Below are 12,681 nucleotides of genomic sequence, written 5' to 3'. Positions count from 1 at the left end.
CGCGAATCGCTCTACTTTAAATATTTCGTATGTCTTTATAATCAATTGAAAGTTGTTTTTGTTAGATGTCATCGCTTGATTTGCATACATTGATTAAAAAGCTTTCTCCCGATGCTTCTACCGCCCTTGAATTTGCAGCGTCCATGGCCGTTCGATACTCTCATGAAGTGATCGATTTAGGGCACTGGTTGAGCTCACTGTTGGAAGTAGGTGTGTTTCGCGATTTGGTGCAGATCGCTGGTGGCGACGTCGCAAAAATCGGCGATCAACTTCATGATTCTGTCGAGAACAAAGCCCGTGGCCATTCCGGAGCACCGGCAATGTCCCGTTCTGTTGTTGCACTCGCGCGCGAGGCATGGGTGGTTGCGTCGCTCAAGTTGGGCGCGACGCAGATTACTCCAGAAATACTTCTGCTGACCCTTCTTACCGACGATGAGCTGCGCACAGTTTTGCGCGGCACAGCTCCCGCGTTTTTGAACCTGAAACAAGGCGCTGTCGAAGAGGCAGCGATGCAGGTCAGAGAAGAGCCGCAGGCGCAATTTCCTGCAGTTCATTCCGCCGGTACAGACGGCGAGGACTTTCTGGCGCAGTTTGCAACCAACTTGACCATGGAGGCCCGGCAGGGACGGATTGATCGAATGGTGGGGCGCAACTCAGAGTTGCGTCAGGTGATCGATATCCTGATCCGACGGCGTCAGAACAACCCGATTCTGGTTGGTGAAGCAGGCGTCGGAAAGACTGCCGTCGTTGAGGCCCTGGCGCTGGCGATTGCTCAGGGGAACGCACCGCCGCGGCTGTCGGATGTGACGCTATACATATTGGACATGAACCTCTTGCAGGCCGGTGCCGGCGTAAAGGGTGAGTTTGAGCGCAGGCTCAAGGGACTGATCGATCAGGTCAAGGCCAGCGAAGACCCAATCATCCTGTTCATCGACGAGGCGCATATGATGATTGGTGCAGGCGGTACAGCTGGTCAGGGTGATGCGGCGAATATCCTTAAGCCGGCGCTGGCCCGGGGTGAATTGCGCACAATTGCGGCGACCACATGGTCGGAATACAAGAAGTACTTTGAGAAAGATCCTGCGCTGACGCGGCGGTTTCAGACTGTCAAGGTGGACGAGCCTGATACCGAGACGGCCATTCGCATGATGCGCGCTGTAGTGCCCAAGTTTCGTGATCATCACGGCGTCATCATACGCGACGGCGCGTTGCGTGCCGCAGTCGAGCTTTCGGAGCGTTTCCTTCCCGAGCGTCAGTTGCCGGACAAAGCCGTCAGCTTGATTGATACAGCCGCAGCAGCCGTAAGCATGAGTCGCGAGACCCAGCCCGAAGCGTTGGAGCAGCGGTTGCATGAGATCGAAAGCCTGAGGTCCGAAATCGATGCTCTTGCGTTGGAGCCTCTCACCAAGGGTCTTCCGGCGCGTCTGAAATCGTTGAAATCTGATCTTCAACAGGCCGAGTCCGAGGCCGTGGTTTTGGAAAAACGCCTGTCTCGGCAGAGGGAACTTGCCACGGTGGCAGACGCCATTGAAGCAGAAGACAGTGAAGATGCGATGAAACGTTTGGCGCAGGCCGAACGTGCATTGGCCAAGGAAGCGGGCGATGTCCCTCTGGTCCATCGTGTGGTCGATGCCGAGGCTATTGCTTCGGTGGTTGGGCGCTGGACCGGGATCCCTACCGGACGGTTGATGCGCAGTGAAATTTCCATGGTTTCGTCGCTTGCCGAGCGCTTGAAGGCACGTGTTCTGGGGCAGGATAATGCACTTGATGCGTTGGCGAATGCCATGAAAGTGGCGCGGGCTGATCTGCGCGATCCACGTCGACCGCAGGGCGTTTTTTTGATGCTGGGTACGTCGGGAATCGGCAAGACCGAAACGGCGCTGGCGCTTGCGGATGAACTCTATGGCGGGCCACAGGCGCTGACCGTCATCAACATGTCGGAGTTCAAGGAAGAGCACAAAGTCTCGCTGCTGATGGGGTCTCCCCCGGGTTACGTCGGCTACGGCGAGGGTGGTGTTCTGACCGAGGCGGTGCGCCGGCGGCCCTACAGCGTCTTGCTTCTTGATGAAATCGACAAAGCGCATCCTGGCGTGCAGGAGATTTTTTATCAGGTTTTCGACAAGGGTACGCTGCGCGATGGCGAGGGGCGCGATGTCGATTTCCGCAACACCACGATTTTGATGACAGCCAACACCGGCACTGAAACATTGGCCACTCTCTCCGAGGATCCGGATGCCATGCCTGAAGGGGATGCTCTGGTCGAGGTTTTGCGCCCCGAACTAGTTCAGGTGTTCAAACCGGCATTTCTGGGTCGCACATCTCTGTTGCCCTACTTGCCGCTCAGTCGTGAAGTGCTGGCTGGGATCGTTGACCTTCAGCTGGCAAAGATCGCCGAACGCCTATCTGAGACCTACGGCGCATCCTTCAAAACAACCGAAAACGCGCGTCAGGCGCTGATCGACCGCGCGGATATGGGCGACACGGGCGCTCGCGCGATTGAGGCGTTGATTGCACGAGAACTCATGCCGAAACTGGCAGACTATTTTTTGGAATCGCTAGCGCGGGGAAAGACTCCGCGATCAGTGATCGTCGATATGGAGGGGGGCTTTGTTGTCAGTACGTCCGCTCCCAATCGGCGCAGTGTGAGCTGAAGGGACAATTCGCTATTTAACCTGCCTCGCCCCTTCGGTGCTCGGAAGATCGTTAAACCTACTGGTGCTAGAAAACTATTGGAGCTTTGAATGCCTATTTACCTGCAACTGGACGGAATCCCCGGTGATGCGACCCATGAAACCCACAAAGACTGGATGGATATTGAATCGATCCATTGGAATGTGGCGCGCAACATGAACACTTCCGCGGGCTCGACCGCAAACCGTGAAGCTTCTGAGCCCACCGTTAGCGAGGTTGTCCTGACCAAGGTGAGCGACAGTTCGTCCACCAAGCTTTTCGCCGAAGCCTGCACTGGTCGCACCGGCAAAAACACAACTATTCACCTGGTCACCACCGGTAACCCGGGCGATACCTACATTGAATACAAGCTGACCAACACACTGGTTTCGAACTATTCGGTCGACAGCACCGGAGACCGTCCGGTTGAAACCATCAAGCTGAACTTCACGAAGATGGAAGTTAAGTACATCCCGCACGACGATCAGCACAAGCCGATGTCGCCGATGATCGCATCCTACGATCTGTCGACCACCAAGGCGGCTTGATTCAGTTACACCTTTCCGGACCGCGCCGTTGGGTGTGGTCCGGATATTGTGGAACGAGCGACCACCCGTTTTACACTTTTTTGATCCCCTCCCGACCTGTTGTGTGTGGCGGTAATAGGACAGGTCCAAGCTGCAAGGTGTAGCAAATGAATGCGTCATCCGAGTTTGTTCAGGCAGAACGCATATTGCGCATTGACGGTTTGCTAGGGGCAGACCAGCTTTTGGCAGAACGGCTCGTGCTGAACGAGGGGGTAAACACCTTGTTCGAGGGGACGCTGCAACTTCGTTCCAAGCGGGATAACCTGGCGCCGGCTCAGATTATCGGGAAGCTGGCAGACGTCAGCCTCGAGCTTGGCGGTGGCGCGCGTAGGGTCTGGAATGCTCTGGTCACCAATATGACAATGGGTCCCAAGATCACACGCGGATTGCAGTCTTATCGGCTGACATTGCGGCCTCAGATGTGGCTGCTCTGCCAGCGCTCGGATTGCCGGATATGGCTGGACAAGAGCAGCGTAGAAGTTTGCGAAACGCTACTGGCCGAACATGGTTTGCCTGCGCCCGTGGCGGGCGGTATTGTGACGCCTCCCAAGCCGCAGCACTATTCCGTGCAGTACAACGAATCCGATCTTGCCTATCTGACGAGGCGTCTTGAAGAGGATGGGATTTTCTACTGGTTCGAACATGAGGCAGGCCAGCATGTTCTGCACATTGCATCTCATGTCGCCGGATATTCGGGTGGTGAGCGGGTGCGGTTCGCGCATGGATCAACTGATCGCAACCACATAAACCGTTTCGAAACCTCGTTCAGCTACACACCAGGGGTGCGGACTGCGCGGGACTGGAACTTTCAGACACCCGGCATGGTGCCTGAGGGCGGTGCACCCAGCTTGTTGAATCTGCCCAAAAACGGAAGCTACGAACTCTATGAGTTTCAGACTGTCGGGGGCTACGGTACCGGACAGGCGTCGGACGCGATCGACAATGCTGCGATGGAGCGGCAGATGAAGCTGCGGATGCAGGCGACGGAGGCTGACCACCAAAGAGTTGATGGGGCGTCAAACACCCGCACGTTGGCGGCGGGTAGCAAGTTCACACCTTACGATGTGGCCAATCCCGAGAATGTCTTTGATGAGCAGGTGGTCCTGGCGATCGAGCACGAGGCCATTGATGCCAGCTACGAAACTGGTGGGGGTCAGCCGGACTATACCAACCGTTTTCTTGCTTTGCCTGCGAATGTGCCTGCGACACCTCACCGGGCCACCCCACGCCCGCGCATTGATGGAACCCAGGTTGCGATTGTGGCTGGACCTTCGGGTGAAGAGATACATCCCGACACGCATGGTCGCATCAAGCTTTGGTTTCCATGGGATCGGCGTGCGAAGAAGGATGGGTCGGACACGGCATGGGTGCGTGTAATGCAAAACTGGGCCGGTGCAGGCTGGGGCGGTCAGGTGATCCCCCGTATCGGGATGGAGGTAATGGTAACCTATCTTGATGGCGATCCGGACCGCCCGGTCGTGACAGGTGTGGTACCGAACGAAAAACAGAAAGTGCCCTATGACCTGCCGATGAACAAAACCAGGACCGTTCTGAGGTCTAACACCCATAAGGGCGGCGGTTTCAATGAGCTTTCGTTTGAGGATGAACAAGGTCGTGAAGATCTGTTTCTACACGCTCAGAAGGACATGACGCAAAAGGTGCTCAATAACCAGAGCGCCAATGTCGGAGCAAACCGGATCGAGACGATCGGTAGCAATGCCAGCCTCCAGATCGGAGCTAACGCAGTTGAGCAGATTGGCCGCAACAAAAACGTCAGCGTTGGCGGAGCGGGTTTGCAGATGCTGTCGCTGCTAGTGCCGTTGATGCAGGCTGGCGGCAAGATGTTCCGTAAGGCTGGACAGAAATTAGGCGCTGAGCCGATATCGTCCATTGCGTCAGATTTCACGGGAACCGCAAATGTGGCGCGTGAAATGACCATGCTTATGGGCAATGGCGGTTTCTCTGGCTCGGGCGGTCACCGCCAGGGTCAGGGTGTGGCGCAGGCCAAAGAAGCGGCCTCTTTGGCGTCCAAAGTCGCAGGGCTGATTGGTGGATCGGGGATACTCAACACCTTCGTCGAACGGTTCCGGACTGATACAGTTGGCGTCGCGCGCACCGAGCATATCGGTGTCGCCAAAAATACGGTGATCGGAAACATTCAAAGTACCTCGGTTGGCAAGACCAAGAAGCTCGTTGTGGGTGAAGACTACGACTACGAGGTCAAACGTTCGATCTTTGGGCGCACGGTGAAACATGTGCTTCACGCCAAAGAGAAATTTGTCATCGGTGGGCCGGGTGGCACGATTATCATCGACAGTTCGGGTGTCACCATCAAGACCAACCATTTCAAGGTGAAATCACCTCAGGTCGACTTCACGTCTGGTGCACCAGATCAGGTCGCGGCGTTGAAATCGGACAAACCATTTGTGCAGGAATGCCCCAAAAACAAGGAAGCTTAAGGGGTGGGAACAGTCCCCGTCGATTGAATGCGCAGATTTGCAGGCGATTGGGTGAGATCGCTGGTGGGCTTATCACCAGAAGGTTCCAAGTGTGAGGTAACCACTTTGAATTTTTTGAAATTCGCAGGAGTGAATGATGTCTAAACCAGTTGCGACCCTGGATGATTTGCATAGCTGCCCGCACCATGGCGTCGGGCCGATCACCAGCGCTGGCCAGGAACACGTGAAACTGAATGGTGTGCCCATCGCAGTGGAGGGGGGAGCCTGCCAATGCGTTAAGCCCGACACCGATCCGATGGTCTTGGGGGCGTCAAGCGTACGCATCAACGGTAAGGCTGTCATGCGAGTGGGCGATCTGACCGCCCATGGCGGCGCTATCACCACCGGAAAAGCAAGCATCAAGGTGGGCTGATGGAGGACGCGATTGATTACCAGGCCCTGTTCCCGCATGACCCCGATCAAGAGGCACTCTATGATCAGCTTGATGCGCTGTTATTTGATGTGCCAGGCAACAACACCGAACAAGGGTTGTACGCATATCTGTTGATTGACGCTGCAGCGAGCCCCGAGATCGAAACCTATCTGGAAGGCTTTGGTGACAACGCACGATGCCTATTTGATGGCGCGGTCTACGAAGATCTGAGCGAGGTTGCACCTTGGCTCGTGAAGCTCAATCGTCATGGCGAGACCTTTGAATGGTTTGTTTCCGAGGGCTGGAAAAACAATTGGGGTACGTTTTTGCGCTCTCCGCTGCCGCTGACCAAGCTGAAAACTCGATTGAAGATGCACCTCTATGTGCAGACCCCCGACAGTGGACGTATGTTCTTCAAGTTCTACCGACCCAAGACCTTGCGACAATATCTGCCCATATTCGAGACGCCTGAGCTTGCCCGGTTTTTCAACGGTATCGATCAGGTTCTGGTGGAGGATGAGGACGGCATTCGTATCATGAGTTTTGCTGAGCAAGACGGTTTGAAGGTGAACATGGTTTTATCATCCGGCGAAAAGAGTAAAGAGATCGTCTGAGATGGTTGGTGCGGGTCTGGGGGTCGATCATCTGATGACGCTTGGTGCGTTTGGCCAATGGATGGATGAGACGGTTGACATCCCGCTCGTGCCCGACGATCGGGATCGTTTGATCGATCTGCTGCTCGGCATCGAAGCCACATCTGATAGCAGCGTCCTAAGCGATGCTTTCTGGAGCGACTTGCAGGATGCTTTCGAGGTTCTGGACGGCCCCTTGTTTCTGCGCAGCTCTTTTTCGAGTTTCAAGCAAGCCGGAGCGCGGCAGTTTCCGCTTAACGATATCGCCGGTATCTGGTCGCTTCTGCGCCGCCGCAACCCGCGTGCCGGAAAACTGCTGGACGAGGCCCGACGCGCGAAACGTGCGGCGGCTCTTTTTGCAATACCGTGGCGTGACATAGCACCGTGGACAGAGTTTCGGATGTTTGTCTATGACAAACAACTCATCGGCATTTCACAATACGCTCATACCGAAGTTTTCCCCGAGATTCACGCTGATGCCTTGGGCATCGAAACGCGCCTGCGCAACTTTGCAGGTGAGGCGCTTTCCCATCTCCCGCTGGACCGTGTTGTGATGGATGTTTTGTTAGAAACCGATCCGGGCAAACGACCTGTCACGGTAATCGAACTGAATCCATTCAGCCTGAGCACAGATCCATGCCTGTTCAAATGGAACAGCGGTGGGGATTTTGATTTCGGCTTCCGCTATCGCCCGCCGGACGGAGCGGGCGCGACCCAGGAGAATATTGCATGACATTCGAGTTCGATGCCGAGCGCAGCCGGGATGCCTATCTTGCAGATGATCGGGACTTTGCGGATTGGTATGTTGATGAGTTCATGCCAGACATGATCCCCGAACATCTGGACCTACGCGATCCGGAAGACCTGAAAAAGCAGGTCATCTCAGGGCGCAGCATTGCACGTCATTTCGGGATTGATACCACCGAAGCACAGTTCGAATTCGTAACTTTGATGTGGAACCTCGGGCCGTGTTTCTGGAAGTATCCGGGCTTTGTCGATATCGCGACTGATCCGGCGTTGTCGCCTGCGGATAAAATCGATGCTTTCTACAAGATTGACGAAGAACTCGCTGTGGATGTGATCGTGGACAACAACCGCTCCTGCTGGTTCGACACCGATCTGCCCCCAATGAAAGGATAGCCCCATGGGAAATCTGGAAACCGGAGAACTTAACAATTGGGGGCAGGCCCGCGTAGACCGCGCGCAGAAGGAACTGGATGACCTCAATGCGCAGATCGCTGAGGTAGGGACGGATCTGGCGCTGACAGCTTGCAGTTCGGTTCCCGGTGTTGGCATCGCGTGCGATTTCGCCTCGCTGGGGCGTTCGGTTGCCAAAGGCGACTGGTGGGGCGCGGCGCTGGATCTTGTTGGTTTTGTGCCGGTGGTGGGTGACGGGATCAAGGGGGCAGTGCGTGGGGGCAAGGCTCTGAAAACCGCCGGTGCTCTGAATGATGCGCTGAAGGTTTCGCAAGAGGTGGTCAGTCAGGCCCGCCGGGTCGTAAATGCGGGGACCGACGCGCTACGCGCTGCCGCGCGCACATCCGGCGAGATTATGAACATCCGCCGGGCGGCGGCCAAGCGATACTGGCGTTTGCAGCGTGAGATGAAACGCCGGGCGATTATGAAGAAGTTCAAGGATTGCAATACGGCTGCCTGTCGCCGGCAACAGCAGAAAGAGCTCGCGGAACTTCAAAACAACACAGTGGGTGCAGGCCGGCTGCCGTCGTCGGGAGGCAAATGGAAAGGCAAACCAGGCAATGGCACTTGGATTCCGGACGAAGGATCAGATCTTGCCAAGGCATTGAAAAAGTACCCGGGACAAAAGGGAATTGAGTTTAAAGACGGTTTCCCCGATTTTTCACCGTTTGTACGCAAGGGGTCTGATGGTAAGCCAATAGAGGTCGAAATCTCAAATATGAGAGGCAACAACGACGGGGTTCGAACTGATGGAACAATCGGCGATTTTGGGCAGGCCCGGCAGGCGATGTCAGAACGCCAGGGCCGCAAATGGAATGCGTCAAAAATGGAAGACGTATGGACATGGCATCACAAAGAAGATGGAACGACGATGCAGCTGATCGATACTGACGTGCACAAAAACGTACCGCATCAAGGTGGTGCCTCGATGATGCGCGACCGCGAGACATTCTAGAAAGGTTTTAAAGATGACAGAAATAGAAAACGCCTTCCGGTCGATGCAGGCACGTGGTGACATGGAGTTTGACGAAGGTGATCAGTGGTCGGAGCAAGATATCTCCGCGTTTGAAACGGCCACCGAATTGAAGATGCCGCATCAGCTTCGGGATTTTCTTCTGACGTATGGTTTTTTAGGCGCGGAGATCAATAATGCCTTTAGTGTCACACTCGAAGGTGGTGGTATGACCCATCTTGAAATGTTGAGTGTCGGAAAACTCTCATCGGAACGCATGATTGAAGAGACGACTGCTTTCCTAGAGAAGCGATATGGCGAAGATTTGGAGAAGCTTCAGCCAGGCAGAATCACTCCTGGCTACATCTTCATGGGCTTGGCAGAGGGAGGTAGATCCCACCTTCTCATGGATGGTCTCAACCCTGACAACAACGCGATCTACATATGGGGTCTTGCCTATGACCCGTGGGGTGAGGGCGACAACACGCTGGGCATTGGCTATGTAGCGCCGTCGCTGGCAGAGTTCCTTCGCGATCTCCGCCCGATGACGGATTTCGCGTGAGCTACTAGCATAGGTTCTGAACGCTCAAGGCACGATAAGCTATCTGAGCGAGTGTTGGCAAAGATACGGTTTCTGATTTTTTTTGATCATTCCATCGGCGACGAGCCCTTGAAACAGTTTATCGCCTGCACCGAGAAACTGTGCAGCCCCATGTAAGCTTCTGCCCGCTAGCACCTTCTTGAGACGATGCCACGTTCCTAAGCGACGTATTGGTAGATGTTCGAAGTGATGCCCGTTTAACTGATGCACCGTTTCTTCTCGCCGGGTTCTCTCGTGGGAGATCAACGGTCTGAGGTCGGTTTCGAGCCCAAAGTGCTTGATGCTGCATGATGCGCCAATGTCCGGTCCACGCAATTTGTCGGTCTGGGTTGAAGTGCCGCATCCTGGTAGCGTTCACGGCTTCGGACCGCAGCTCTCTTGTATGCAGCCAGAATGGATTCGAAATGCCCGACCTCTTCAGTCTTCCTGGCAGGAGTGGTTTTCGACCTCGGCGGTCATCCATTCGACAACGCGTTTTTGCACCTCTGTCGGGTATTTGGGAGAGATCAAATGGTACGCTTCCGGAGAGTCATGGGTGCTCTTCCATATTTCTACCAGTTCCTGCGATTTCAATTCGGACGTGACCAGGACATATGGCACAAGGGCGATCCCCGCTCCTGACTTGGCCGCTTCGACTGCAAGCGACGTTTGGTTGAGCCGCTTGGGTTTGTGTCGCAATGTGACGTGCATCTTATCTGCAAGCGCGCTCCATCGCATTTGCCCATCTTCAACCAGATGCTGTTCGAACAGGCGTTCCGGTGATGAAACTTGACCGATACGGCCAGCCAACGCCGGAGTGCAGACGGCGCAAAGCCTGATTGGCGAAAACAATCTCACTGCTTTGTCTGGAACGTAGGGCGAAGCTCCAAAGCGTACCGCTATGTCTATCTGTCCAGCTCCAACATCTGCTGGTCTGTCTGACGCCTCGATACGCAGATCGATATCGGGGTTTTCTTCGCTGAAATCGCCCAATCTGTGCACGAGCCATTTTGCAGCAAATGACGGTGTCACGCTGATGGACACGGCTGTCTCAGGCTGATGGGAAATGTCTTCGGTCGCCTTCTCAATTATTGAGAGGGCGCGTTTGATCCTGGCGTGATACGCGCAACCGTCTTCTGTTAACGCCAGACCTCTGGCCTGCCTAAGGAACAGGGGACGGCCAAGCGCGTCTTCGAGCTGGCGCACACGGTCCGCGACCGCGCTTTGAGTAAGATTGAGCTCCTCCCCTGCTTTCCGAAAGGTCAAGTGGCGGGCGGCAGCATCAAACATCCTGAGCGAATTTAGGTTCAAGCGCATATCTCGACCGTGTTAAGGCTAAAGTTTTTCTTCAGGCTAAGGGCGGGAAACACCATTCGTCAAGACGACGGGTCTGGTTCATATATCTCGGGATTTTGAAGAATTTCCGGCCTGATTGTCTCTGGCCCAAAAACTCACCCCCAGGAGCCATGCGTGACCCTTCTCTTCCTGAAAATCATCGTGTCTGCGCTTAGCGTCCTCATTCTTGGGTTCATCGCGGATCGAGGAAACCCCAGGCTCGCGGGTATCCTCACAGGGTTTCCAATTGGGACGGCTATCGTTGTCTCATTTATCGCTGCCGAGAACGGACCAGTTCTGGCGTCACAAGCCTCGCTTTATTCCCTGGCGGCATTGTCAATAAACCCGATCTTTGCCTACACTTACTATCTGATCGGTTCCCGGTTGCCCGGAGAGTTCAGATTTAAGACCAACCTGACGCTCGCCCTGATCGTCTATTTCGTTGTCGCGGCAGGTGTTGCAAACATCTCGTGGAGCTTTCCACTGGCAATCCTGTTTTTGCTCGCCACGACAAGCATCATTAACTTCCAGCTCAGAGCCATTCCCGCGCGCTCAAAATGCAAATCCGTCACGGTGGCGCCCGGCGTTCTGTTCGCCCGCATGCTGCTGGCATCGCTGGTTGTCATCGCCGTGACGGAGATGGTCGATCTCGTCGGCCCCAAATGGGCCGGTGTGTTTTCACCGTTTCCCGTGACGCTGGTCCCTCTGCTTGTCATTTTGCATTCGAGCCATGGCCGGGCAGCGGCATTTGCGATGATCAAGGGGTTCGGAATCTCATTTCTCTCAACCGGTATCTATCTGGCTTGTGTCACGATACTATTCCCCGACCTGGGCGTGCTTTATGCGACCCTGATCGGTTTTGGGTGTGCTGGCATCTACCTTGGTGGGCTAAAGTGCTTCAAAACTCTGATGAATCGGAGTGAGGTCCGAAGAAGAGTTGCACGCTAATTCTAACACTAATTCATCACAATCGCAGCGGCACCAATCACAGCGATGACAGCCCCTATGACCGTTTTTACCCCAGGGTACTCACGGTCTCTTACCGCTTGAATCGGGATCACAAGGACAGGTGCAAGAGACCCCAGGACTGCAGCGACGCCCGCCTCCAATGTCGCAAAAGCATACAAAAGGGCAGAGGACGCGAACACGTATCCGATGACCCCAGGCAAAATGGTCCGAAACACCAAGAATGGCGTCAACTGCATCGGTGACCGCAAGGTACCTACCGCCAAGAGCGCGACCAGCGTGACAATGGCAGAAGCACCGCCAAGTTGGATAGCCGAAACCGCGAGCGGGTTCGTCCCACCCTCCAAAGCGGGTTTTACGGCAAGGAAAGAAAGGCCTTGGCACGTCACACCCACCAGTCCGATGCCCATGAAGAGAGCCACCTTTCCCGCGCCGCCGGGTATCCCTTCTCCATCTGCGCGCTTCGACAGAATCGCGACTAAGACGCCAGCTAGGCAAATGAGACCACCAAGCGCATCCGTGATGCTGAGTGTTTCTCCGAGCCAAGCAAATGCCATTGCCGCCACGAGAAGAGCGCGTAGCGAGAACACAACTTCAGCCCGCCGCGCGCCCCCGACGCGCAGGCAGGTTGTGAAGGACAGCAGCCCCACCAGCATAGCCGCCGTCGACACGGCATAAGCAGACCAATGGGCAGTGGACGCTGTCGACCAAAGCGAAAACACTGAACACAGGCATGCTTGGATCGCGGCGCAGGCGACAACTTGGATGCGGATGAACGCAAAAGAACCAAGGGCGCGGGCGGGCTGTTCCGCGAGAACCGTACCAGTCGCCCACCCAGTCGAAGCGGCAAAAGCCGCGAGATAGGACAAAGCAAGCATGACAGGGCCTCGT

The 12,681-nt window shown here is 55.4% G+C and carries 12 protein-coding genes; 10 read left to right on the top strand and 2 right to left on the bottom strand.

The window, feature by feature from the left end:
- The first annotated feature begins 65 nt into the window (after positions 1-65).
- The 9 genes from tssH to ACR0I7_RS16485 all read left to right on the top strand — a co-directional run bounded on the left by tssH (position 66) and on the right by ACR0I7_RS16485 (position 9,471).
- On the top strand, positions 66-2,651 hold the full coding sequence (gene tssH / locus ACR0I7_RS16525) for a type VI secretion system ATPase TssH (RefSeq protein WP_480512946.1): 2,586 nt from the start codon (positions 66-68) through the stop codon (positions 2,649-2,651).
- A 90-nt stretch (positions 2,652-2,741) separates the two neighbouring features.
- On the top strand, positions 2,742-3,218 hold the full coding sequence (locus ACR0I7_RS16520; protein WP_480512944.1) for an Hcp family type VI secretion system effector: 477 nt from the start codon (positions 2,742-2,744) through the stop codon (positions 3,216-3,218).
- Positions 3,219-3,364: 146 nt separating this feature from the next.
- Positions 3,365-5,716 carry a type VI secretion system Vgr family protein gene (locus tag ACR0I7_RS16515; RefSeq protein WP_480512943.1) on the top strand — a complete coding sequence of 784 codons (2,352 nt, stop codon included), beginning with the start codon at positions 3,365-3,367 and terminating at the stop codon, positions 5,714-5,716.
- Positions 5,717-5,852: 136 nt separating this feature from the next.
- Entirely contained in the window at positions 5,853-6,128 is a 276-nt protein-coding gene (locus ACR0I7_RS16510; RefSeq protein ID WP_480512941.1) for a PAAR domain-containing protein, read from the top strand.
- The gene (locus tag ACR0I7_RS16505; RefSeq protein ID WP_480512939.1) at positions 6,128-6,742 is read left to right on the top strand and encodes a DUF4123 domain-containing protein; all 615 of its coding nucleotides are present in this window, start codon (positions 6,128-6,130) and stop codon (positions 6,740-6,742) included. The genes ACR0I7_RS16510 and ACR0I7_RS16505 overlap by 1 nt, the downstream gene beginning before the upstream one ends.
- Position 6,743: 1 nt before the next feature.
- Complete coding sequence (locus ACR0I7_RS16500; protein ID WP_480512937.1) at positions 6,744-7,493, top strand: hypothetical protein; 750 nt, start codon at positions 6,744-6,746, stop codon at positions 7,491-7,493.
- Positions 7,490-7,900 (top strand): hypothetical protein, encoded by a 411-nt coding sequence (locus tag ACR0I7_RS16495; protein ID WP_480512935.1) that lies wholly within the window; start codon positions 7,490-7,492, stop codon positions 7,898-7,900. The genes ACR0I7_RS16500 and ACR0I7_RS16495 overlap by 4 nt, the downstream gene beginning before the upstream one ends.
- 4 nt (positions 7,901-7,904) lie before the next feature.
- The gene (locus ACR0I7_RS16490; protein WP_480512933.1) at positions 7,905-8,912 is read left to right on the top strand and encodes an HNH endonuclease; all 1,008 of its coding nucleotides are present in this window, start codon (positions 7,905-7,907) and stop codon (positions 8,910-8,912) included.
- A gap of 13 nt (positions 8,913-8,925) precedes the next feature.
- Complete coding sequence (locus ACR0I7_RS16485; protein ID WP_480512931.1) at positions 8,926-9,471, top strand: SMI1/KNR4 family protein; 546 nt, start codon at positions 8,926-8,928, stop codon at positions 9,469-9,471.
- A gap of 456 nt (positions 9,472-9,927) precedes the next feature.
- On the opposite strand, the gene ACR0I7_RS16480 is transcribed toward ACR0I7_RS16485, so the two are convergent.
- On the bottom strand, positions 9,928-10,806 hold the full coding sequence (locus ACR0I7_RS16480) for a LysR substrate-binding domain-containing protein (RefSeq protein WP_480512929.1): 879 nt from the start codon (positions 10,804-10,806) through the stop codon (positions 9,928-9,930).
- A gap of 153 nt (positions 10,807-10,959) precedes the next feature.
- Between ACR0I7_RS16480 and ACR0I7_RS16475 the strand changes: the two genes are divergently transcribed.
- On the top strand, positions 10,960-11,772 hold the full coding sequence (locus tag ACR0I7_RS16475) for a hypothetical protein (RefSeq protein ID WP_480512927.1): 813 nt from the start codon (positions 10,960-10,962) through the stop codon (positions 11,770-11,772).
- An 8-nt stretch (positions 11,773-11,780) separates the two neighbouring features.
- Here the strand turns inward: ACR0I7_RS16475 and ACR0I7_RS16470 are convergent, their stop codons facing one another.
- Complete coding sequence (locus ACR0I7_RS16470) at positions 11,781-12,668, bottom strand: EamA family transporter (protein WP_480512925.1); 888 nt, start codon at positions 12,666-12,668, stop codon at positions 11,781-11,783.
- Positions 12,669-12,681 lie beyond the last annotated feature (13 nt).

Source organism: Ruegeria sp. AM1, from assembly GCF_056540745.1.
This window is presented reverse-complemented; position numbering and strand designations above follow the sequence as displayed.